This is a genomic window from Porphyromonas endodontalis ATCC 35406 (genome assembly GCF_000174815.1).
Taxonomy (GTDB): Bacteria; Bacteroidota; Bacteroidia; order Bacteroidales; family Porphyromonadaceae; genus Porphyromonas; species Porphyromonas endodontalis.
In genome coordinates, this window is sequence record NZ_ACNN01000020.1 from 207,928 (window position 1) to 231,073 (window position 23,146).

18 protein-coding genes are annotated in these 23,146 nt (G+C 47.3%); all 18 read left to right on the top strand.

The window, feature by feature from the left end; genetic code table 11:
- Window positions 1–396: 396 nt before the first annotated feature.
- The 18 genes from POREN0001_RS05345 (at window position 397) to rpsU (ending at window position 22,937) form a co-directional block, all read left to right on the top strand.
- Entirely contained in the window at window positions 397–1,896 is a 1,500-nt protein-coding gene (locus POREN0001_RS05345; protein WP_004333844.1) for an Mfa1 family fimbria major subunit, read from the top strand.
- Between the two features lie 159 nt (window positions 1,897–2,055).
- Window positions 2,056–3,018 (top strand): FimB/Mfa2 family fimbrial subunit, encoded by a 963-nt coding sequence (locus POREN0001_RS05350; protein WP_004333801.1) that lies wholly within the window; start codon window positions 2,056–2,058, stop codon window positions 3,016–3,018.
- 114 nt (window positions 3,019–3,132) lie between these two features.
- Entirely contained in the window at window positions 3,133–4,488 is a 1,356-nt protein-coding gene (locus POREN0001_RS05355; protein ID WP_004333861.1) for a FimB/Mfa2 family fimbrial subunit, read from the top strand.
- A gap of 26 nt (window positions 4,489–4,514) precedes the next feature.
- The gene (locus POREN0001_RS05360; protein ID WP_004333571.1) at window positions 4,515–5,711 is read left to right on the top strand and encodes a fimbrial protein; all 1,197 of its coding nucleotides are present in this window, start codon (window positions 4,515–4,517) and stop codon (window positions 5,709–5,711) included.
- 12 nt (window positions 5,712–5,723) lie between these two features.
- Window positions 5,724–6,596: a hypothetical protein gene (locus POREN0001_RS05365; protein WP_004333614.1), complete on the top strand. Its 873-nt coding sequence runs from the start codon at window positions 5,724–5,726 to the stop codon at window positions 6,594–6,596.
- Window positions 6,597–6,658: 62 nt separating this feature from the next.
- Window positions 6,659–9,538: a VWA domain-containing protein gene (locus POREN0001_RS05370; protein WP_004333533.1), complete on the top strand. Its 2,880-nt coding sequence runs from the start codon at window positions 6,659–6,661 to the stop codon at window positions 9,536–9,538.
- A 56-nt stretch (window positions 9,539–9,594) separates the two neighbouring features.
- Complete coding sequence (locus POREN0001_RS05375; RefSeq protein ID WP_040580788.1) at window positions 9,595–10,548, top strand: hypothetical protein; 954 nt, start codon at window positions 9,595–9,597, stop codon at window positions 10,546–10,548.
- Window positions 10,549–10,581: 33 nt separating this feature from the next.
- Window positions 10,582–11,517: a hypothetical protein gene (locus POREN0001_RS05380; protein ID WP_040580789.1), complete on the top strand. Its 936-nt coding sequence runs from the start codon at window positions 10,582–10,584 to the stop codon at window positions 11,515–11,517.
- Between the two features lie 14 nt (window positions 11,518–11,531).
- On the top strand, window positions 11,532–12,428 hold the full coding sequence (locus POREN0001_RS05385; protein WP_004333672.1) for a hypothetical protein: 897 nt from the start codon (window positions 11,532–11,534) through the stop codon (window positions 12,426–12,428).
- A gap of 322 nt (window positions 12,429–12,750) precedes the next feature.
- Window positions 12,751–13,866 carry a carboxynorspermidine decarboxylase gene (gene nspC, locus POREN0001_RS05390; RefSeq protein WP_004333500.1) on the top strand — a complete coding sequence of 372 codons (1,116 nt, stop codon included), beginning with the start codon at window positions 12,751–12,753 and terminating at the stop codon, window positions 13,864–13,866.
- A 40-nt stretch (window positions 13,867–13,906) separates the two neighbouring features.
- Window positions 13,907–14,860: a signal recognition particle-docking protein FtsY gene (gene ftsY / locus POREN0001_RS05395; protein ID WP_004333620.1), complete on the top strand. Its 954-nt coding sequence runs from the start codon at window positions 13,907–13,909 to the stop codon at window positions 14,858–14,860.
- Entirely contained in the window at window positions 14,857–16,167 is a 1,311-nt protein-coding gene (rimO, locus tag POREN0001_RS05400) for a 30S ribosomal protein S12 methylthiotransferase RimO (protein WP_004333793.1), read from the top strand. The genes ftsY and rimO overlap by 4 nt, the downstream gene beginning before the upstream one ends.
- A gap of 2 nt (window positions 16,168–16,169) precedes the next feature.
- Window positions 16,170–17,486 (top strand): LysM peptidoglycan-binding domain-containing protein, encoded by a 1,317-nt coding sequence (locus POREN0001_RS05405; RefSeq protein ID WP_004333572.1) that lies wholly within the window; start codon window positions 16,170–16,172, stop codon window positions 17,484–17,486.
- 70 nt (window positions 17,487–17,556) lie between these two features.
- Window positions 17,557–18,105, top strand: coding sequence for a pyruvoyl-dependent arginine decarboxylase (locus POREN0001_RS05410; RefSeq protein ID WP_004333776.1), 549 nt, complete (start codon window positions 17,557–17,559; stop codon window positions 18,103–18,105).
- Between the two features lie 27 nt (window positions 18,106–18,132).
- On the top strand, window positions 18,133–19,731 hold the full coding sequence (locus POREN0001_RS05415; protein WP_004333667.1) for a T9SS type A sorting domain-containing protein: 1,599 nt from the start codon (window positions 18,133–18,135) through the stop codon (window positions 19,729–19,731).
- A 635-nt stretch (window positions 19,732–20,366) separates the two neighbouring features.
- The gene (locus POREN0001_RS05420; RefSeq protein WP_115321298.1) at window positions 20,367–21,041 is read left to right on the top strand and encodes a hypothetical protein; all 675 of its coding nucleotides are present in this window, start codon (window positions 20,367–20,369) and stop codon (window positions 21,039–21,041) included.
- A 209-nt stretch (window positions 21,042–21,250) separates the two neighbouring features.
- The gene (locus tag POREN0001_RS05425; protein WP_004333718.1) at window positions 21,251–22,549 is read left to right on the top strand and encodes an NCS2 family permease; all 1,299 of its coding nucleotides are present in this window, start codon (window positions 21,251–21,253) and stop codon (window positions 22,547–22,549) included.
- Between the two features lie 193 nt (window positions 22,550–22,742).
- Window positions 22,743–22,937: a 30S ribosomal protein S21 gene (gene rpsU, locus POREN0001_RS05430; RefSeq protein ID WP_004333564.1), complete on the top strand. Its 195-nt coding sequence runs from the start codon at window positions 22,743–22,745 to the stop codon at window positions 22,935–22,937.
- Window positions 22,938–23,146: the final 209 nt, after the last annotated feature.

The window sequence follows — 23,146 nt, forward strand, 5'->3', positions numbered from 1 at the left end:
GAGCCGCATTTCTTATTATGTGTCTATATTTTATATAACAGTATTTCTTGAGGAAGGCGTCTTGGGGAGAAAAGTTGGTGCTTAAATCAATATTCTTTTTACCTTTGCACAGCGAAGTGTATACAGCGGTATATGCGGAACCATGTCGCAAGTGGGGTTTTATTTGAGGAAAAAGGGCATGTTACGCCTTTCGTGCTTAAAGATTTTGTGCCGGAGGTGTGACGTGGGTTTTTGTCTTGATTCTATTTTGAGATAGCCTGTAGGGGAGAGCTCTTTATTTGATGGTAGAAATGCTCTTTTCATCTTTTCCCTTGATGGATTTGCTCCATTTTCTATGCTTGCGACCTCTTGGATACTCGGGTATAACAGATTATTATTAATTTAATTTGAGACAGAATGAAACAAAAAAACTTCAGTAAATGGATTTTTGCCGGAGCAGCCTTACTCCTAGGGCTTACTTCGTGCAACAACAAGAAGGAGGACGACCTCTCTAGGGAAAAGGGGTACGATACCTACACGACGATCGCCCTATCCCTTCCCTCAAGCCTTCGCGCTGGTGATGATGATTATAATAAGCAAGGGACCCCCTATACGGGAGTTGACCATATTAAGACTCTCACCCTCTATATTATTGATGATGCTAAGCCTGCAGAGAAGCCTGAAGTTCATCATTTTACGGAGGATAATTTGCACCTTGATGGGGCAACAGGCAAGGTGACAATGGCTCCTTTCCGTACGAAGAGTGGGAAAAAGATTGTGTATGCTGTAATCAATATTACTAATACCATTAAGACCGATCTTGATGCTGCTAATAATAGGGCAGACTTTGATGCAGCATACAAGAAGGACTATGAAGCATTCTCTGCATCAGCTCCTATTGCTTCGCTTGATAATAACAATAAGGATGTAATCGTGATGACAGGGAAGCCTGTAACCCAGGATATAAAGCCCAATGTGTCCGCACTTAATGCACCTGCGGTCAATAATGTTGTTATCACGGTGTCTCGTGCAGCTGCCCGTGTCTCTGTTACAGCTACAGCTACAGAGAAGGCTGCTAACACCGGAGTGTATGAGGTGAAGGCGACTCTTACTGGGGGACAAACAAAGACATTCGGTGAGATCTCTAACCTTAAATGGTCGGTAGCTCAATACGAAAAGAAGTTTTATCTCCTCCAGAAGGACGACCGTAAGAGTCCTAACTATGATTGGACCCCTAATCATAATTATACCACAGAAGCTCCTAAGCGTTATGACTACACACAGCTTAAGGGTGATAAATTCTTTGATATTAAACACGTTGATTCTTATGGACTTCCTCAAGTAGCATCTATAAAGTACAAGTACATCTCAGAGACGACTCATGCTAATGCAACGGATCCTTCAGATCCTAAGACCTCTGGTTACCGCAAGGGGAATACTACCTATGTGTTGATCAAGGGAAAGTTTACTCCTGCCGATGATATGTGGGCGCCAGGAGAAAAGGTCCTTATGGCTCCTGATGGGGATTTGTTTTATGGACTCGCCACTCAGAAGTTCTATAGCTCAGAGCTAAAGGCGAAGAATGCCGGTAATGCTGCCAACAAAATTGTAACCTATAAGAAGGGGATGGTATTCTACTTCCTCTGGGTGAATCCGAATATAGTTGATATGACCAAGTGGTCAATGTCTCCTGTGTATCGTAACAATATCTACAACGTAGACATTAAGTCCTTCCAAAATATCGGTCTTTCCGGTAATCCATTTAATCCGGATGATCCAAGTGATCCCGATAAACCAGACCCAGATGATCCTGACACTCCAGATCCTGATGAGCCTCTGCCAACCGAGAAGACCTTTATGGTAGCAACTATTACCATCACTCCTTGGACGTGGCATAACTATAGTATTGATCTCTAAAAACTAAAGCTCTTGATCGCACGGAAGTGGCACTTGTGCGGCTTCCGTTGCGAGAGAGAAGCGACTAGCTACTAATCAAGTCTAATGGGGGAGAGGAGTCTTCTCTTTTCCTGAGGAGTTCTGCCCTCTCCCATTTTCTAAACTTATCAGAGTGTAGTAATGAAGAGTATTTATAAGCTGTTGGGAGGTCTCCCCCTCGTGATGTTGTCTCTAGTGGGGCTGACTTCTTGTGACAAATGGATATATGAAGGCTTTGAGGATTGCCCTCAAGCAATAAAGGTGGGATTCTATTCTCAAACAGAGTGTGCGAATCAGAAATCCTATCCCCAACGGGTAACTCGGCTGAATATCTACGCATTCGACAAGAATGATGTACTCTATAGTACTCATATTGTGGATAATGTACGTCTGTCTGATGCCTATGAGTATTCTATCCCGGTGGATAAACCCGGATTGTATTCAGTTCTTTCATGGGGAAATCTTGCTGACCATTACTACAATATTAATGGAGTGCAAGTGGGGAAGACTACGAAGAAAGACGTCCTTTTCCGTTTGCGACAAGAAGGCAAGTGGGGAGAAAATCTTCGAGAGACAACGCTTTGGTACGGCGAGAGCCCTGTTGTACAAGTAGAACGGAATACAACGAACTACGAGCGTTTTACCCCGACTTCTGTAAACCTAAGAGAGTATACCAATCGTATTGCTGTCGTTATTGAGAAGATTCCCCATCCGGAAGATTATAAGATAGAGATAGCCTCTAGCAATGGTACATACCAAATGAATGGGCGTATTGCAAGTACCGACTCAACCTTTTACCCTGGGGAGACCAAGGTGGTAGGAGATAGTACTTGTCGAGCCGATTTTACCACCCTCAAATTGGAGAGTGGGCATAAAAATACCCTCATCGTCACCAATAAGGCAAAGGGCGTGGAGATGTTCCGTACAGACCTTGTAGGGGTAATTCTCTCCAGTAGCTATGCCGAGAATATCAACCTTCGCTGCCTCAACGACTTTAGGGTAAGGCTTGTTGCGCATCATTGCGATTGCCCGGAAAATACCTATCAGATTGTTGAGATCTGGGTTAACGATTGGCTTATCCATTCCTATAGCATCGGTGTATAGAAAGGACAATGAAGGAGAGGACTTCTTCTCCAAAATCGAGGATCTTAGAATCTATCTATCCTCGCTACACTCACACGTGCGCATTTGCCGTGGTATTTGATAAAGGATATAACAATGATCAGTAAGTCATATTTGTCTCTCATCAGAGAGTCTGTCATTCATCTCTCTTGTCTCGTACTGGGAGGTTGGCTCTTGGTTTCGTGCGAAACTAAGGGTCCCGGGGGGGGCGATTCTCCCATCGATCCCAACCAGGAGCAAGCTTCTGATAGTACGCAGCTCTCCGTCGGGTTTCGGATGGCAGAGCCTGCTCTCAGAGCCGGGGGGACTATAAATACGGATAACGAAGACTACGTGTCTGAGGTACGTCTCATCCTTTGCAAGTCTGCGACAGGGGCGGTTGTTTTCAATAGTAAATTGGATTTCCCGGCATCGGGTATTGGTTCTAACTCTAGTGGCTATTCCAATAGGAGCCTTCCTGCACGCGTTTTGCCGGGGCTCTACAATGTTTATGTTATAGCAAATGAGTCTTACTGCACTGGCATCTCGCCAAGTGCTCTCAACGCCCTAAGTACCGAGAGCGATGTGCGAGCTTTGCAGTGTAACTTTCCAAAAGACTTTGTGCCCTCTCAGGTAGACCACAAGGGGTTGCTTATGACCTCTCAGAAAAGTAATTATCAGATCCCTAAGGGGTATAATAAGGCAACGAATCCTTTTGTTTTAGAGGCGGAGCTTGAGAGAGTGGTGGCAAAGCTCTCCATCAAGATCCTGAGACCTCATGGGAGCCCTGCCGAACTAAAAAAGCTATATGTAAGCGATATGGGGCTGTCTAAGGTGCCCTCAAAAAGCTTTTTGTTCACGGATGCCGCTCATCCCGCTTTTGCCGGATCTTTGGATGTACAGCATACTTTTGTAACTTCCGGCACTCCTCTTGGGATCGCTTTTGACTCCCAGCAATCTCGCTATATCCCCGAATATTTGGATACACAGCGTCTTCGACTGACCCTGACGATCCGCCAGGAGGGAGCCTCTGAAGAACAGACACGCATAATTGAATTGGGGAAAGATGATAATTATCTTTTCCGCCGTAACCATCACCATAACTACGAACTCACGCTCAAAGACTGGAGCGATATAGCCGTAGGCATCTCCATCGCAGATTGGAAGGAGGATACCTCTTGGGGCTATGTCGGTGAGTATTTCAATCTTTGGTGTGCATCTAAAATTAAACCGAATTCGGATGTAATGCTCCGCTTGTACACCTCTAAGCACAAGGTGCCCAAAGGGCATGAGGTGATCCTTAAGCCCGTTAATGGAGCAACAATCAATGGCTCCACCAATGAGGTCTCGTTCACCGAGTTGAACTATGGAGCCTTTACCGAGTACACACTACACACTGCTTCGGCGGGGAAGTCCCTCATGGTCTTTTATAAGGTGAGTGGCCGCACCTCCGTAAAAGAGACAGAGTTCTAGGAAGCGTACATTTAACCTCAACAAAGATGAAAAGATTCTTTTCTCATACGCTATATTGGCTATTTTGGAGCGTTCTGCTCTTCTCCTCGGGGGCGTGTCGCCGCCAAGGGGGAGATGAGTTGCGCCCCAACGAGACGCTGAGTTTAGCCCTTAAAGTACAAGATTCTAAGGTTTTACGACAAGGCACTGCAACCTCTGACGAGACGAAAATAGACAACATCATGATTCTATTTTTCGAGACAAACAGTCAAGAGACGCTTTGGAGAAATAAAATCTATGAGTACGACGCCACAGCCACGGGGCGCGCCGATGGAGCCAAGTGGGAGGATGGGCAGACCATGCTATTCCCCCTTATCCCTGAGGAGGTGGGCACCAAAAAGGTTGTTGTTATTGCTAACTATAAGGGAAAAGGCAATCTCGAAACCAAGTTGCGTGCTGTGCAGAAGTTTGGAGACTTCTCGGATGCAACCAAACAGATTTACTACGACTCTGCCGACGAAAATTCTAAGATAACTGCACCGCTACTCTTGATGGAGGGCTCTGTTGTGCACACCTTTACGAAGGAGAATCGCAAGGCACAAGTCGTCCTCAATAGGGCTGTTGCTAAGGTGACTGTAAAGCTAGATTTGCGCTGGGGTCCCCTTGATGCTAGACGCGCAGCAACCGCGGAGCGCTCTTTTTATCAGTTTAGAGATGTGGCAAAACGAACCCATGTTGTGGAGCATGCCAACCTCTTGCTGAATGCCTCTAACCGTAGCGAACGTTACAATGATAACCCTACTATGGCTATGCCTCTCCTCGCAGAGAATAAGCATATGTGGGAGTTTACCCCTTTGGCAGCTACTGCCCCTCGAGAAGGTCCCTTCGTGGTTACTGCCTACATCAATGAGTATAATCAGGGCACAGACAAAACCAATGTGCCTCCTTACCTCTATCTTGCTCTTTATGCCGATGTGCCGGAGTCGCATGCCGATGATCCAGAAGGGAAATACCCCCCTCCTGCAGGAGGGGATATATACCCGGCTCATAAAGGTTACTATTACTATAGGGTGATCTTGCCTCGGGAGGTCAAGCGTAATACACACTATATCCTAGAGTCTCAGGTCTTGTCGGCCGGCTCTGGGGATGCTGCAAAGCCTGTAGATCTTTCTTCCAACGTTTCTATCAAGGAATGGTCCGAAGTCAATTTGTCAGGTAAGGGTGAGGAGAAAATCTACAATTAAATAGTGATCCCTATGAGTAAGTATACTAAGATTACCCTAAGGCTGCTTGTCGCAATGGCTCTAATGGGGAGCCTGGGAGCTTGTGCAGATCGTAATGCAAAGGAGCCCCAAGATGCCCTTACTACGTCCGTGAAGGCTTCGTCTGTGGACGGGGATCTCCGTGCGGGTGAGATAGATAAATTACGTGTGATATCCTCCGTTCTGAACTATAACCAAGAACTTGACGTCCTGAGTGACAAGGTGTATTTCAAGCTCCCGAGCAACGAGAAGCAGACTCTATTCTTTGTTGCCGGAGAGCGAGAAAGCCTGAGTACACTACGGGCTACAGAGTTTAATCAGAAGGAGTTTAATACCGAAGATTACTTTGGTACCGATGGCAAAACAGAGCCAAAGCTATATGTTGGCTCCCTATCCGTTAGTGACGGGGTAAAGGCGATCCCCTCCCCTCTTTCTCTCACACCCACCTATGCCAAGCTTTCGTACAAGATCCGCTTTTTAGACGAGCGTACTTCTTCCGCTTCGAAGCCGGAGCTTAGAGCGATACATCCTAGGGAGGTCACGAAAGTGTGGATTGCGAATGTCCCCCCCACGTTCTTTTTGGGAGGAGTAAAGACTTACTATACAAGCCCCTCCACTAATTATAAGACTTTTAATATGGGAGGAGGTAAGATCGGAGCCTGTTACCTACCGGAGCATGATCCCTCAGATGTCAATAATCGTACCTATATTGGGGTTGAGGTAAAAACCCCTTGGGAGGCTACAAATAATCTGCAGGAATACTATGTAGTGGTGCATGAGCCGTACGATGATGTCAATTATGGAAAGATTATACGGGGGCGACATTACAAGATGACGATAACTCTTCCTGTGAAGATCTTCGACTGAAAAAACTCCTGTAATGGGCTTTGGTTTATAAAGAAATAGAACGAAATAGCGTATTGTCTTCTATGAAGAAATATATATTACTCCTGTTGAGCGTGGTGCTGTTTGTAGCTGAGGTGAGGGCTCAGGGAGCCTCTTATCCCAACTTTCACAATGCTACCCAGTTAGTGGAGTTTACGACGACTAAGGCTGGAGGTCAGGACTTTTCCTTTACCTTGGCTCCTGATAAGACGGTGGGGCGCCCGCAGTTCCCTGTGGTATTTATAGACTGGAACGGGAATGGGAATCGGCAGATGATAAACCTCAATCAAGAGGAGACATTTGTTGTCAAGGTGCCTTCTAATAGGGTCATTAAGATTACCGGAGAGAATGGACTTTGGACGGTAAAGGCGGTAGATCAGTCCGTTACGGAGGCCAAGACGAGTTCAGCCACTATCCTGCGGCACCTCTATTTGGATAAGAATTTATTGGGAAAAGCAGGCAACGGGGGAAGTGACTTTAAGTCCAATAAATCCCTTGAAACCCTCTCCGTCTCAAGCAATTACTATAAGACGCTGGAGGTGAAGGAGAATAAGAATTTAGAGAAGCTCAATGCCTCCTCTAACCTCTTGGAGAATATAGATTTGACAGGCCTGAGCCATCTTGTTGATTTGGATTTGAGTAAGAACCTATTTGCAGGTTCCCTCGTTCTTCCTCAAAATACATATAGGAACATAGACCTGAGGGTGAATAAATTCAAGATCTCTACGCTTCCGGAGCTCCCCAACGGCACTCTGGCAAGTGCTTACCATTACAATTTGCAGGAGCGTTATAAGCTTACGGAAGACCAACTTACAGTGGGGAAGGATTGGATTGATCTCTCCTCTGAGCTTCATGCAAAAGGCGTGACTTCTTCCCAAAAGACCACGAAGTATACTTGGTATGTCGAAGATGATGCCGCAACCGATAGGTATACTCGCCTCAAGGAGGATGTCGACTATGAGGTGGTGAATGGGAGGACTCGTTTCCTTCGCAACGTGAGAGGGCGTTTGTTTGTTGCAATGAGCACGGAAGCCTTCCCCCACTTCGATAGTTTTGAGCGCACTCCCGGAGCCTTTACAGTATCCGGGGAACAGAATATCAAGACGCGTCATGGGCACTTTGACCACGAAGAGTTATACACTCGCATTGCGGATAAGTACGAAAAGAGAGAGCCTATCTATAGAAGTAATACCCTATCTCTAAAGTACAACCTGTGGTATGGTGGTACTGATAATACGTGGTCTAAGGCCGAAAACTGGACCGGGAACTATGTGCCTAAGACGCTGAAATCGGATGGCGACAAGGTGGTGGAAGTTGAGTTTGCTACCAAAACCAATAACGATGGGCACCCCGCTTTGCGCGATTTGCACGTGGCAAAGGGGGAAGATCGCGTTGTTACTGAGCTTATCAATAAGAGTGAATCAGGTAAGGGAGTCGTTGTGAATGCCGGATCTTCTCTGCGCGTAAAAGATAAGGTCGAGGTGGATAAGGCAACTGAGACCTCTTATGGGAATGCCGATCCTGCCTACCGTGTCCGACTAAAGTCAATCCCCGGAGAACCCAATGGAGCTCTGTTTTTCGATGCTCCGGAGAGGAATAAAGATTTGTTCGCCACCGTGGAGTTTTATACCAAGGGCTACGACGGAAACTTTGATAAGCAGCACGCCAAATGGCAATACTTCGGTACACCCATCAAGGATGGAGCTGTGGAGAAAACTTTCCCTTCGTCTGCTATTGTGCGCAAGTATAACCAAAGTAAAAACGATGAGTACGACGAGAAGTGGGTGGCTACACAGCCTGGGGATGTCTTGACTCCCTTCCATGGGTATGAAGTAACGCAACCAGTACCGGCTACCTATATCTTTAGAGGAAAACTCAACCTTGAGGCTCCCAACGACCTAGAGGTTGCGGCCAAGGTGCCGGGAGTCTTGTATGGTGCGTTCAATTCGTTTGCCAATAGTTATACTGCTTCATACGACATCTCTTTAATAGAGTTTGGCATGGGGCTAGAGAAGACAGTCTTTCTATACAATACGGGAAGTCGTATAGAGTGGCTTGCACACAATCAAGACGAGAGCTCAACTTTGGCAGGAACTTACCTTTCTGTTCCGAAACATCTTGCCGGTTCGGGGGACCTGCCTCGTGAGATCCCCTCTCTACAAGGCTTTATGATCTGTAATAAGAGAACGGTAAAGGCTTCCCTCACGATGCCCTACTCCGGAATCGTAAAAGAGAAGGCTTCTGAGAAGCTTAGAGCCGGAGACGAAGAGGATGTGAGAGAGTTCTTACATATAGATGTAGCATCTAATGAGGGTGCAGACCGCTTGTTCGTATTCCGCAAGGAGGGTACGACTGCCGGTTTCGATAACGGATGGGATGGTAGCAAGATCTTGGTCGGAGGCCGTCCGCAGCTCTATGTGATCTCGTCGGAAGGTCCTCTACAAGTAGCAACCTCTGCACAGATTGAGGGCTTGCGAATCGGTTTTGAAGCACCCAAAGATGGGGCCTATACGCTTTCATTCCGTGTTAGTCCTGAGCTACAGGGTCGCTATCCTTCGCTATGCCTTAGAGACCGTGTGACGGGCACGCTTACCCCCGTGGGGCAGACCAGCTCTTACACCTTTGTTACTACTAAGTCTCTAGATAAGCATCGCTTCGATCTTGTAACTGAGGGTGAAGATAGTCTCTCTCCTGCCACCGAGCCTATTCGTGTAGTAGGGCTAGGTGATACGAGAGTGTTGGTAGATAATACTACAGCTCTCGACTCTAAGGTTCTCGTTTTCGATGCTACAGGAGCCTTGGTGCTACAGGCTGAGATACCTGCCCGTTCGGGAAAGGAATACTCTTTGCCTCTCCCTGGAACTTATGTGGTGAAGGTGGTTAATAACCAGACTTCTACAATTGCAAAAGTGTTGTTACCCTAATCTTGATGGAACATAACATGAGTCAGAATACTATTTTTAATTGCACTTCGAGGGGAATGGCGAGGCTATCGGTTATTCTATTGCTTCAGTCTCTAGCCTTCTCCCTCCTTGCTCAGAATACCAACAGCGTGGGGATCAATACCGGGAATTCTCCTGTAGACCCCTCCGCTATAATGGAGGTAAAAGCCGATACCCCGGGAAGCTCTACGAAGAAGGGCTTCCTCCCTCCTCGTGTAGAGCTTAAAAATCAAAGAGATAAAAGGACTGTTCCCATTACTGTGGGAACGGAGGCCAAGGCAATGCTTGTATACAATACGAAAGACACATATGACTTCGTTTGGAAGCACGTCTATGCCGATAACTATTACTATTGGCTGGGCGATCGCTGGGAGCGTATGGTATACACTCCACTTGTGTACGAAGCTGTTATCCCGCGAGAGTTTTATGTTGAGGGGAAGACCAAACAGGAGTTTACAACTCAGCAATTAAACCCCCCTCATAGCCATGGAAAGGTTAATGGTATCGATCTCCCTCTCAAGTTCACGGAGGAGCCTGTTCTCAATAGAGGGAATATATTTACCAAATTAGATAATGAGAATTTTAGGGTCAATGTAACAGGGACCTACGATGTAAGTGCCTTCGTTCACTACAATCCGTTTGCTACAAAAATTGTCGAGAAGCCAGTTCCTAGTGAACCTGAAGTTACTTATCATAAAAGGGCCTTTCTCAATTTGAAAATTCAGAGACAGGCTTCTAGAGCGGCTGTTTGGGAAGACCTTGTGGTGGTGCGTGCGGCTTGGGGTTTTGATGCTGGTGGCTTTTTGAAGACAGCGACGATCAATGCGGTCGCTGTCCGGCTTTCCAGTGGAGACAAGATACGTCTTGTCATACAGTCTCCTTACAAGAATAGTAGTCAGGGGTATGGAATTGAAAAACCCTATACGGGGACTGATGCCGATCATCCTGTGGCAAGAGGGTTTCGTGCGCTGCTATTAGACTTTAATCTTTAAGAGAAGAGAGATAGAAGAGATAGAACTATGTGTATGAAAAGATGTGGACTCTTTTGGATTGCATCGCTTTTGATGATGCTTCCGTTCTCTGGGAAAGGTTTTGCCCAGTCTGTAGGTGTTTTTACTAAGACCCCCGATGCTTCTGCAGCTTTGGATGTAGATGTTTCTGCTCTCCCTGCTAATGGGAAGAAGGGGATGTTGCTCCCTCGTGTGCAGCTTACGGGTAAGAACGACCAGACAACGATCCCCAGCCCTGCCGTAGGATTGGTTGTTTATAACTTGCAAGATCGTGGTACAGGGGATAATCAGGTCGAGCATGATATGTTCTATTTTTGGGATGGGGAGAAGTGGCTTGATATGACCAATATTGATATTGTGATTCGAGAGCTATTGCCCCAAGTTTTCTTTATCCTACAGGGAGACGCTCAGAATGTGGCTTCGAAAAAGAACCATCCCTCTTTATACTACGATGAAGAGGTGCCGTTGACTTACTCTGAGAAGAGTGTAGATGATGAGGGGAATGAAATTGACCATATCACCCTTAATACAGGGAATAATGTCCGGTTGAATGACGCCGAGGATACTTTTGAAATCTTAAATCCCGGGGATTACGAGATATCTGGAATTATTGGTTATAATCCCAATATAAGTAACCTTCTTAATGCAAGTACTAATCTAGAGTTTATCATCCAACGGAGGTCTTCTCAGACAGGAGGGCCGTGGCGAAATATTGCTCGCTGTGTCTCTGCTTGGGGAAATAATACAGTCTTGAATAGCCGCCATATGGTGATTTCTCCTATGGTGGTAAGGTTTGAGAAAGGGGATAAAATCCGTGCTGTTGTTAAACGGACAATGGGTCATAAGCCTGGTGATAACAGAGGTGGAAAGGATCCAGATTGGATAGCCAATATAAACCCTGCCGGGGGGTCTAATACCTCTAAGGTGATCAAGATTCAGAAACTCTCTTAGTCAATTATTTTGTGATGAGATACAAATATATACTATACTATAGCCTTCTTGCCTTGAGTTTGAGCTCCGTGGTAATCCCAGCGCAAGCTCAGCAAGAGCAGAGTGCCGTTGGTGTGGGTACGCGCACTCCCTATTCTTCTGCATTAGACCTTGATGTCTCTCACCTTCCCGATGGGAGGAAGAAAGGTTTTTTGTTGCCGAAAGTGGCTCTTACAGGGAAGCAGGATACCCATACGATACATTCCCCTAAGAAGGCAATGATGGTGTATAATACGCAGACTGCCGGGAGTGGAGATCAGCAGGTGTATGCAAATCTTGTCTATGTTTGGACGGGGCAAGAGTGGGTACCTTTTTCTAATCTAAAAGAGATTCGCCGACTAAAGAAGCCCATTCACTTTGTGCTTGCCTCTAAACGGAAGATTCCTATTGAAATCTCAAAGTTTAATAGCTATCAGGGGATGCCCTTGAAGTGGAACACTGATGAGGTATACTTGAAAAATGAGAAGGACGTAAAGGTTTCGACCTTTTCTCCTTTCGAAGAGATTGAGATTCTCAGGGAGGCTTACTACGAGTTTACCGGAAGTTTCAACTTCAAGTCTGATGCAGACGGTGCCACTTCAGTGGTCGTCCTGCTTCAGAAAAAATCAAAATATGGCTCTTGGTCTACAATTGCCTCCTCTTCTCTTCCTTTTGAGAGAGGGGTTCAGACTTGGTCACAGACGATAGTTTTCCCGGTTTTTACTCATAAGTACCAAGAAGGAGATAAGCTACGCATTATGCTTAAGAAGGGAGAGGGGCAAAATCAAAAGTCAGGAGCCAAGATTGCTTACGACCCGGAGAATCCCGAAGATGTAACGATGAATATACGTCTTACTCGTTTGAGAAATGAAGGAGAAACCTATGATGATTAAGCTCTGAGGTTTCTCTCTACGGAGAATGCACTTTCGTGTCTTGGATGTGCAGAACCTGTTTTGCCCCCTTTGCCTCTAGAGGCGAAGGGGGCTTTTTATAGCCTGTTACGTATAAGGAAGCTGAGAAAAGGAGAGAAATATAGGGCAGAATTCGATCTGTTACAGGCTGGTTTCGTGCCGGAATTTGGCGAGAATGAAGGAGGAACTAGGCCTGTGCGTGCTCCTTTGCTAACGGAGATGCCGCGCTCCTGTTGAAGGGAGTTGCCGGCATACTCGCTGGGGCGTAGGGTGCTAGTCGCAGATTAGTAGCTATCTTTGTAGCATGGAAGTATATCCGCGTTATGTAGTTGAGGAGCCGCTCCTTCGGCGTAATTTGAGCCTTATTCGCAAGGTGGCGGACGAGGCCAAGGTAGAGATTATTGTCGCTTTTAAGGCCTTCGCCCTATGGAAGCTCTTCCCTATCTTTCGGGAATACGGCTTTGGTAGTACTGCCAGTTCTCCCTGGGAAGCTCGTCTGGGGTATGAGGGCTTGGAGCGTAAGGCACATGCTTTCTCACCGGCTTATCGGGCGCAAGATTGGGCAGAATGGACACGTTGTTGTAGCCATATAACCTTCAATTCCCTCAGTCAGTACCGAGCGTTCTGTACCCCCTCTTCGGAGGTCTCTTACGGCTTACGTATCAACCCCGGTTACTCTCCTGTGGAGACGGACCTTTATAATCCGGCTCTACCCGGCTCGCGTTTTGGGCTCTCGCCCGAGGAGTTGGGCTTGCATCTCCCCGAGGGGATAGAGGGGTTGCATGTACATGTTTTGTGCGAGGGGAATAGCTTCCAGCTAGAGAAACTGCTCTCCATTATAGAGCAACGTTTTGCCTCGCCCCTCTCAGAAGCGTGTTGGCTTAACCTAGGTGGCGGTCATCTTATGACCCACAAAGAGTACAACGTGCCTCATTTGATTGCCGTACTCAAGGCTTTCCGTCAGCGTCACCCCCATCTACAACTTATCATGGAGCCGGGGTCGGCATTTGCTTGGCAGACCGGTTTCTTAGAAAGTCATGTGCTAGATATTGTAGAGCACGATGGTATTAAAACGGCAATTCTCGATGTTTCGTTTACCTGCCATATGCCGGATTGCTTGGAGATGCCCTACAAACCCGTGATACGAGGTGCGCACCACGACCCTGTGGAGGGGCTACCTACCTATCGACTCGGGGGCAATAGTTGCCTAAGTGGCGACTTCTTGGGAGACTGGAGTTTCGATAAGCCTTTGGAGGTGGGAGATACTCTTATCTTTGAGGATATGATCCATTACACAACGGTTAAGACCCATATGTTTAATGGAGTAGCGCATCCCGACCTCGTGTTACAAAAGTCTAATGGCGAAGAGGTGCTACTACGCCGTTTCGGCTATCAGGACTACAAAGAGCGAATGGATTGACGCCGGAAGACAGTTTTAGTAGAGAGAAATTTAGATAGATATGGGATTATTCGGAATCTTTTCTAAGAAGAAAAAAGAGACACTCGATACAGGGCTTGAGAAGACCAAAGACTCGGTGCTTGGTAAGATCTCTCGTGCACTCGCAGGTAAGAGCAAGGTTGATGACGAAGTACTCGACAACCTCGAAGATGTGCTTATCTCCAGCGATGTTGGGGTAGATACCACCCTCAAGATTATCAAGCGTATAGAGGAGCGAGTAGCTCGCGATAAGTATGTGTCTACCGCCGAACTTAACGGTATCTTGCGTAGCGAGATAGAGGCTCTACTTACCGAGAGCGGCACCATAGACGGAGATAGTTTTGTACTGCCGACAGAGAGTAAGCCCTACGTAATAATGGTGGTAGGGGTCAATGGAGTAGGCAAAACCACGACAATCGGCAAGCTCGCTTACCAGTTCAAAGCGGCTGGTCACAAGGTGGTAATTGGTGCTGCCGATACCTTCCGCGCTGCTGCTATTGACCAATTAAGCGTTTGGGCAGAGCGTGTGGATGTACCCATGATCAAACAGAAAATGGGGGCAGACCCTGCTAGTGTGGCCTATGATACGGTGGCTAGTGCCGTGGCACAAGATGCCGACGTTGTGTTGATTGATACAGCCGGTCGTCTCCACAACAAAGTGGGGCTGATGAATGAGCTTACCAAGATAAAGCGTGTGATGCAGAAGGTAGTACCCGATGCCCCTCAGGAGGTATTGTTGGTACTCGATGGCTCCACGGGGCAGAATGCTTTTGAGCAAGCACGCCAGTTTACCGCGGCTACCGAGGTTAATGCTCTTGCCGTGACCAAACTTGACGGTACGGCTAAGGGCGGGGTAGTGATTGGGATTTCTGATCAGTTCAATATCCCTGTAAAGTATATTGGCTTAGGGGAGAAAATCGAAGACCTCCAGGTCTTCCGTAAGCATGAGTTTGTAGCTTCGCTCTTTGGCGAATGAGAAGAAACGAAGTAAACGTAATTACGCTCGGTTGCTCCAAAAATCTTGTGGATTCGGAGCTCTTGATGCGGCGTTTTGCGGCGGCAGGCTACTCGGTGCGCCATGATCCCAAGCGCATAACGGGGGAGATTGTCGTGATCAATACCTGCGGCTTCATTGGTGCAGCTCAAGAGGAATCTATCAATACGATACTCGCTTTTGTGCGTGCTAAAGAAGAGGGGCGCATTGGCAAATTGATTGTAATGGGTTGCTTGAGTGAGCGATTCCGTGGTGACCTTAAGGCCGAAATCCCCGAGATCGATGCTCTCTACGGCAAGTTCGATTGGAAAAATCTAGTGGCCGACCTAGGCCCTTCCTTCGCTCCCGAGACGGATACGGCACGCCTCCTAACCACCCCCAAACACTACGCCTATGTGAAGATTTCGGAGGGGTGTGATAGGGGTTGCTCCTACTGCGCTATCCCTCTTATCACGGGGCGGCAAAAATCGCGTACCATAGAGTCTCTTGTAGATGAAGTGAAAACGCTTGTAGACGAGGGCTGTAGCGAATTTCAATTGATCGCACAAGACCTTACTTCGTACGGCCGGGATCTTGGAGGCAAGGTGCTATTGGCTCCCCTTTTGGAGCGACTTTCGGATCTCCCGGGGGTGCGTCGCCTTCGTTTACACTATGCCTATCCTACGCAGTTCCCCCGAGAGATTCTCCCCATAATGAGGGAACGAGATAATATCTGTAAGTACTTGGATATTGCGCTGCAGCATGCAACCGACAATATGCTCCAAAAGATGCGTCGCAATATCACCCAGCTCGAGACAGAGCGGCTCCTTGATGAGATTCGTAAAGAAGTGCCGGGGATTGCGTTGCGTACCACGTTGATTGTGGGGCATCCCGGGGAGACGGAACAAGACTTTCGAGCCCTATGCGAGTTTATAGAGCGCAGGCAATTTGAGCGCATGGGCGCCTTTGCCTATAGCCACGAGGTTGGTACTTATGCTTATAAACACTATCAAGACGAGATACCCGAGGAGGTGAAAATGGAGCGTCTGGAGCAACTTATGGCACTGCAGGAGCCTATTGCCGAGGCGTATAGCCGTAGCTTGGTGGGGACTACTCAGGAGGTGCTTATAGACCGCAGGGAGGAGGAGTTTGTTGTGGGGCGCACGCAATACGATTCTCCTGAGGTGGATCCCGAGGTGCTTATCCCTGTAGAGCAAGCCCATTCTCTCCGTGTTGGGCATTATTACCCCCTACCTATCGTAGGAGTAGATGGCTTTGATTTATTGGCGCAAGCCCCATTGTCCCGATAGTTATGATAGAGACCCTACAATGGATTAGTCAACTTGCCGAGCGATCGGAGTTGCAATACGAGAGTTGCGAAGAGCTGTGGAGCCTTCTGGGGCGCATAGTTTCGGATCGGCTTGCATCCGCCATTCCCGTTTCTGTAGCGGGGGTTGTGGCGTGGCACGTGCGTAAAGAAATGGAGTACGTCGCTCTTTTGCCTTCTGGGAGTCGGCTTCTCGTTCCTCCCCGATTGCACCTTGAGACCGGTCTAGCCTCAAGTGCTGCCCCCGATGACCTCGAGGAGATACTGCAAGAGTCTTCCCCTTTATCCCCCAAGAGTGTACATGCTTTTTATCAAGCTCTCACCGAGCAGATGTTGCACCATTTGCACAGCGGTAATGCTTTTCTTTGGGAGGGGATTGGACTATTTGAGGGCGAGGCTAAAGAGGAGCTGGCTTTTACATTTACGCCCTCTGAGCGACTTCTCCAGAGTATCAATAAGCCTTTTGATGCGTTTTCTCCCATTGCGTTGCCTCAAGACAAAGCTTTTGACGACTTGCCTCAGCGTGCTATTGAGCAGGAAGAGGAGCTTACAAAAATTCCAGTATATTCTGTCTGTCAGGCTTTCCCAGCCGAGGTGGTTGAGGAATCCGCTCCATCTCCCAACCTTTTGGAGGAAGAGGAGATCGCGTCTAAGGAGGAGAGTGGGGAACCGCTTTTACCCACAGACGATCTTTTGTCACAGCAAGAAGAGGAGGTTGAGCTCCCCTCCTTGCCGACTTTTCCTCCCGAGCTACCCTCTCTCCCGGAGGAGGAGTCTATGGAGCCTTTACCTAAAGAAGAGGATGAGGCGTGCTGCGCATCCGAGAAGCCTACCCCCCCTATCCCTCGCCATCCCCACTCGCGGCGTAAGGTATGGCTTTGGATTGTTCTCCCCTTGTTGTGCCCACTCCTTGTAGGGGGCTACTTTGTGGGAGCGAGGTTTCTTTCCCGCTCCTCGTCTAAACCCAGTCGAGAAAAAACGGCTGCCGCCCCTCATCGTACAGATTCTACCCCCACAGATTCGGTGGTAGTTGCCCCAGTACCCGAAGTGATTGAAGAGGTCTACATCACGATCAAAAAGGGGGATCGCCTAGCCGATTACGCCCGAGAGCATTACGGTAATAAGAAGTTTTGGATTTATATCTATCTTGCCAACGAAGAGAAAATCTCCAATCCCGATAATGTACCCATCGGTACAACCCTGAGAGTGCCTCGCCCAGAGGAGTATAACATAGATGCCCAAGACCCCGAAGCTCTAGCGCGGGCCGATAGTCTCATTACCGTAGTGCGTAGTCGTCGCTAACAGCCTAGAAAAAGTTGTACATTTGCACCCAGAAAGATTGTAAGTAACCCTGAGAAGAAGAAAAAGAAGAATGAGCAATATCTTTGGAAACATCATCCCCAACACCTTTTTTGTGACCAAGGGGAGCGGAGAGAGTGATCTCGAACTCCACGCCGGTAGCTACCACATGGCTCTCTACGATGCCGGTATCTCCGACTATAATATCATGACTTATTCGTCCGTGCTACCTGCAACGGCTCGCCTTGCCACCATGGACGAAGTGGACATGCCCCCCTTTGGCTCAGAAATGAAGACGATTATGTCCGTTTCGCATGGCTATCAAGATGAGTTTGTATCGGCAGGAATTGTCTACGCTTGGATGTACAAAGACGAAAACTTTGATGAGAAAGTGGGAGGTCTTGTATGCGAGGTAAACGGACGCTACCGCATTGAGGAACTTGAGTCTCGTCTTATTCGCGTGATTAACGACCTGCATCAGAAAACCTACAGCCAGTACTACCTTGGCGAGCTTACCTTCCTCACAGAGGGTATAACCATCACAAAACGCTATGGAACGGCACTTGCCTCACTCTGTTTTGTAGACTTCGTTCAGCCCTCATCTCCCATGCTAGAGAGCTAATTCTCACCCTTAACTCACAAACAAATAATGAACAAATGCTACACCTGGGTAGTGCGCTTTGCCTTGCTTTGCGCGCTATCCTTTGTTTTTTTATTCCCCCTTTGGGGGCAACCCTCGGCCCCACGAGCTACGGATCGGATCGTTGTAACACTATCCCCTCAACCCCTAGAAGGGAATCAAAAAGTTTACTTTTCTATCTCCGAAGGGGACCAAGTCTCCCTTGAGTCTCCCTCCTCGGGCACACTCTCGTTAGGAGAGATAAAGAATCGTAAGCAAGCGGTTTCGTTGGAGTTGCCCTCGGGCACTACGTCTTTTTCTCTAGTGGGTTCTCTGCGAGAATTCTTCATCCCATACAGAGCGAAGGGCGAGAATACCCCTAAGGTAACGGCTCTTGATCTACAGGGGGTGCCTCGTCTTCTTACGCTCAACTGTGCGGGCAATGACATTACCTCCCTTGATGTTTCTAAGAACACCAGCCTTACTTATCTCTTCTGTGACGCCAATCCCATAGCCGAGTTAGATTTATCGGGGCTGCCCAATCTCACTTCGCTCTCGGCTTCGGATCTGAAGCTAAAGAAGTTGGATCTCTCGGCAAATCCTAAAGTCGCAGCCCTAGGGATAGGGGGGAATCCCTTTGACCAAGACTTCAATCTCTACGCCTATAGCTCCCTGCCCTTGCTCCAACTTACGTGCGATCGCTTGGGGCTAGAGGAGTTTGATTGCAGCAAGTTCCCCAAATTAGAGATGCTCTACATCCATGGGAATAAGCTGAAATCTATGGGAGACCTTCGCCCTCTTCGCTCTTTACTGCACCTCTCCATTGGGGATAACCCTCTTCGCGATTTTGACGAAAACAAGCTACCCCATGGGCGGTTGCGCTCTCTTTATTGCTTTGGTCTGGGCATTTCTTCTCTCGATTTGAGCGGCTTTACCTATATCAATAAGGTCGACTGTAGCAACAATCAATTGACCCATCTCAGTGTCAATCGTTGCGAAAATCTAGAGGTCTTGCGTTGTGGGCGCAATGCACTAACGGAGCTTGATCTGACGTCCCTTTGGCTCAAAGAATTGCAGTGCGACCGCAATCAGCTATCCGCTATCCTCTTGAGTGATAGAGCGAATATGCAGAAGCTCTCTTGCTATGGCAATAGATTGTCTTTGGAGCGCATGGAGCAACTTGTTGAGCGTTTGGTTAAGAGTAGCCCTGAGCAGTCCCCGAGAGTTTTTACTCCTTTTACTACTCGAGCAGAGGTGCCAGAGTCTAACGTCTGTCCTAAAAGCCTCGTTGACAGGGTGCGTACTTCCGGATGGGAAGTGCGCGTCGTTACCGGTGTAGATGCCCAAGGGAGGGAGATTACAGAAGATTTTGAGGGCTCGCCTATGGCTCTAGAGCCTACACCACAACAATCTATTTTTCTCTACCCGAATCCTGCCGGAGAGTATCTTTTGGTAGAAAATCTATCTCCAAATACTTGGCTATACCTCTATAATGCATCGGGAGAGTGTGTACAAAAAGAGTTGACGGGAGCCTCGGGGAGCCTAAAGTTGCCCCTATCTCACCTACCTGTTGGGAGCTACTTTTTACGTACTGATGAGGGCGTATTCCCTTTTATTATAGAGAGATAGGGAAAGGGTCTTCTCTGCTTCTAGAGGGACTTCCGAGAATCCCTTTGCTGTTCTATTGCTTTGTCTCTTAGGAGATTTAGGGCATTCTACTTCCAACTTTACATAAAAAAAGAACCCTGCTTCCCAGCGGGGTCCTTTCGTCTTGTTAAACCTAAATCCAATACTATTATGAATAAACCACGGTGCAAATGTACGATAAAATTTGATATGTGCAAGCGTTTGGTAAGAAAAATATCTAGATTCCTTTCTTTTTGACTTTGACCTGTCCGCTTTAAGGGCGAAAGTAGACCTTGTATTCGTAGGAAGCTAAGCGTAGAATAGGAGATGGGTTTGAAGAAAAATTTCCTTTCCCTTCTATGGGATTAGCCTTGCCTATTCGGGTAGATTTCGGGAGAGTTACTGGGGGTTTAGGCTAGGAGAAATACATCTTTCCATTGTGCCGTGTTTTCCCTATTTCCCTACTTTGTGGATTTGTAATTTTTGTCAGTTCAATTTTTAATTCTAACTTTAGTCCGTCGCGCTCAGATCGGGAAGATATTCATCCAGAAAAGCTACCCATTCGAGAACGTTCGCTTGATTGTTATTAGAAATTAGTTTTATTGTCTGGCCTATAACGGCCTAGGCTTTAGTGAGAAATGAAGATGAAAAGTAGAGCTTTTTGTATTGTATTTGCATGGGTGTTTTTGCTGAGTACTACTAGCCTTTTTGCTCAAGACGCAGCAGGGGCGAAGGGAAAGAACCAGCGTGGCGGTCTCTCAAGATGGCTTACCTCTGTAGTAGATGTTTCTTATGAACGGGGGATTTTATATTCAGATTATCGCCTTGGGCGTACTGCGGCATTGCATACTCAGTTGGATGGATTTCGAGTGCAGTATTCGCTTTTTCCTCACTTTGCAAAAGAGGGAGGAGACTGGTTGGGCTTGTATGTTGCCCTCTCGGAATATACTCGTAGAGCAGAAAATGACCCCTCAAGCCTCTCGGCTCTCTCGGGTTTTTATGGAGGATTGACCACAAAGCTTTATTTGCACAATAGGGGGAAGGTGCGTGTCTCTTGGGTTCAGAATGTAGGAGCTGTTCTTACAAATTTTTCCTTTGGTGTGGGATCGGCCACTCCCTTCGCGAAGAGTAAGTGGGGCATTGGCCTACAAGAAGCTGTCAAGTATGATTACATTTTGTCCTCAGGAGCCGCTTTGGGGGTGAAGGCTTATATTGATTATAGTTACCTATTTCGCAACTCCTCCTTCACCGGTTTTGCTGTTAATCCTCAGCATATTACTTCTCTAGGTGTTGCGGCTTCTGTTACTTTCTAGTACTAGTCGTACTTTACTCTAAGGCAATTCTCTAATTTTAATCTTACGCGGGGAGGGCACTATCTTTGCCCTCCCCATTTTTTATTTAGGGTAAAATATGCGCCCGCCTTGCCTAGTTTTTGGGGGAATTTTGGCTAGAAAATGCGCTGGCACTAGGCAGAACTTCGTACTTTTGCAGCCGTAAATAGACTTTGTAAACCTACGGATTGATGAATTTCTACAAGTTATTGGGTTTCGACCCCTCTCGGCACAATCGTCGCACTGAGCTAATGGCTGGTTTTACCACCTTCCTTACAATGAGTTACATTTTGGCGGTAAATCCCGACATTTTAAGTCAAGCGGGGATGGATCAAGGGGCTGTATTTACAGCTACGGCACTTGCTTCTGCCATTGGTACTATCCTGATTGCTTTCCTTGCTAAGCTGCCTTTTGCCCAAGCTCCGAGTATGGGTATCAATGCATTCTTTGCCTTTACGCTCGTAAAAGGGATGGGGTATAGTTGGGAAACAGCTCTTGCTGCCGTATTTGTAGAGGGGATTATCTTTATCATTCTTACGGCATTTAATATCCGAGAGCAGATTGTAAAATGTATCCCGCTCAATCTTCGCTATGCCATTTCTTCGGGGATTGGTATGTTTATTGCCTTTATCGGGCTGAAAAATGCAGGTATAATCGTCTCCAACGAAGCTACATTTGTCACCCTTGGGCAGTTTACTCCTACGGCTATTTTGGCTTGTATCGGGATTGTAGTAAGTGGTGTACTTATTGCCCTCAAGGTGCGTGGAGCCCTCTTTTACGGAATCTTGATCTGCACCCTTATAGGGATCCCTATGGGGGTTACTCAGTTGCCCGATGGTTTTATTCCGGTCTCTATGCCCAAGTCGTTGGATCCTACCTTCCTAAAATTTGACTTCAGTTCGCTCCTTAATATGGACATGGCGCTCACCATCTTTGCCCTTGTCTTTATGGATATATTCAATACGGTGGGAACCCTCATCGGGGCTGCTGCCAAAACGGAGATGATGGATGAGAAGGGGAATGTGCGCCACATCAAGCAGGCAATGATGGCCGATGCTCTTGCTACGAGCGTGGGCGCTGCATTGGGTACCTCCACGGTTACAACTTTTGTGGAGAGTGCATCGGGGATCGCTGAGGGCGGTCGCACGGGGCTTACTTCCTTTACTACGGCGGCTCTTTTCATCTTGGCTCTCTTTTTTGCTCCTCTCTTTTTATTAGTGCCCAGTGCGGCCACCACAGGGGCCTTGGTCATGGTGGGAGTATTTATGTTGGATGCTGTACCCAAGATTGATCTTACAGACGTGTCGGAAGCTCTACCTGCATTCGTTACGATGATAACGATGGTGCTTACCTACAACATCGCAGAGGGGATGGCTTTGGGGATGATTTGCTATACCCTTGTGAAGCTATTGAGTGGTCAATGGCGTCAGATTTCCCTCACGCTTGCTATTGTTACGGTGCTGCTTCTTCTGCGCTATATATTCCAGTAAAAGCCTGTAAAAAAGGAGGAAGAGGCCTCTCTTCTTAAGAAAATAGGGTGCAAATGTTTGTCGGTTGTGGAATTATATCTACCTTTGCAGTCGCGTGTATGGAGAGGGGCTCCTGAGAAGACGCTACCCCTTATGCACTTAGGATAGTAGAATAACAACATAAGATAGAAGTATAAAAGTAATATTGTAGACTATGATTATAGTTCCAATCAAAGAGGGTGATAACATCGAGCGCGCGTTGAAGCGTTACAAGAAGAAGTTTGACAAGACTGGTTCAGTTCGTGAGCTAAGAAGACGTCAGGCTTTCATTAAGCCCTCCGAAGTGAAGCGCAAGAAGATGGAAAAAGCCATCTACGTGCAGGCACTTCGTCAGGCAGAAGAGCAATAAACATAGGCTCCAAAGAACTACCGGCTCTTATTTTTTTAGGAGCTTGGAGGAAGAGAGGGAAGGAATGCTTCCGATCCTTTCTTGAATGGGATTCTTGATGGAAGAGCCTTTTGATCTTTAGCTCTAGGGCGAGTTGTAAAATGCCATGTTGAGCTAAAACTTAATTGCCTCGCCTCTCTTTTTTAGTATGTGACTTAGCGTTGCTTCCC

Excerpts from the sequence above, each read along its gene's own strand:
- POREN0001_RS05345 (WP_004333844.1), top strand. The coding sequence starts at position 397 with ATGAAACAAAAAAACTTCAGTAAATGGATTTTTGCCGGAGCAGCCTTA.
- POREN0001_RS05350 (WP_004333801.1), top strand. The coding sequence starts at position 2,056 with ATGAAGAGTATTTATAAGCTGTTGGGAGGTCTCCCCCTCGTGATGTTG.
- POREN0001_RS05355 (WP_004333861.1), top strand. The coding sequence starts at position 3,133 with ATGATCAGTAAGTCATATTTGTCTCTCATCAGAGAGTCTGTCATTCAT.
- POREN0001_RS05360 (WP_004333571.1), top strand. The coding sequence starts at position 4,515 with ATGAAAAGATTCTTTTCTCATACGCTATATTGGCTATTTTGGAGCGTT.
- POREN0001_RS05365 (WP_004333614.1), top strand. The coding sequence starts at position 5,724 with ATGAGTAAGTATACTAAGATTACCCTAAGGCTGCTTGTCGCAATGGCT.
- POREN0001_RS05370 (WP_004333533.1), top strand. The coding sequence starts at position 6,659 with ATGAAGAAATATATATTACTCCTGTTGAGCGTGGTGCTGTTTGTAGCT.
- POREN0001_RS05375 (WP_040580788.1), top strand. The coding sequence starts at position 9,595 with ATGGCGAGGCTATCGGTTATTCTATTGCTTCAGTCTCTAGCCTTCTCC.
- POREN0001_RS05380 (WP_040580789.1), top strand. The coding sequence starts at position 10,582 with ATGAAAAGATGTGGACTCTTTTGGATTGCATCGCTTTTGATGATGCTT.
- POREN0001_RS05385 (WP_004333672.1), top strand. The coding sequence starts at position 11,532 with ATGAGATACAAATATATACTATACTATAGCCTTCTTGCCTTGAGTTTG.
- nspC (WP_004333500.1), top strand. The coding sequence starts at position 12,751 with ATGGAAGTATATCCGCGTTATGTAGTTGAGGAGCCGCTCCTTCGGCGT.
- ftsY (WP_004333620.1), top strand. The coding sequence starts at position 13,907 with ATGGGATTATTCGGAATCTTTTCTAAGAAGAAAAAAGAGACACTCGAT.
- rimO (WP_004333793.1), top strand. The coding sequence starts at position 14,857 with ATGAGAAGAAACGAAGTAAACGTAATTACGCTCGGTTGCTCCAAAAAT.
- POREN0001_RS05405 (WP_004333572.1), top strand. The coding sequence starts at position 16,170 with ATGATAGAGACCCTACAATGGATTAGTCAACTTGCCGAGCGATCGGAG.
- POREN0001_RS05410 (WP_004333776.1), top strand. The coding sequence starts at position 17,557 with ATGAGCAATATCTTTGGAAACATCATCCCCAACACCTTTTTTGTGACC.
- POREN0001_RS05415 (WP_004333667.1), top strand. The coding sequence starts at position 18,133 with ATGAACAAATGCTACACCTGGGTAGTGCGCTTTGCCTTGCTTTGCGCG.
- POREN0001_RS05420 (WP_115321298.1), top strand. The coding sequence starts at position 20,367 with ATGAAGATGAAAAGTAGAGCTTTTTGTATTGTATTTGCATGGGTGTTT.
- POREN0001_RS05425 (WP_004333718.1), top strand. The coding sequence starts at position 21,251 with ATGAATTTCTACAAGTTATTGGGTTTCGACCCCTCTCGGCACAATCGT.
- rpsU (WP_004333564.1), top strand. The coding sequence starts at position 22,743 with ATGATTATAGTTCCAATCAAAGAGGGTGATAACATCGAGCGCGCGTTG.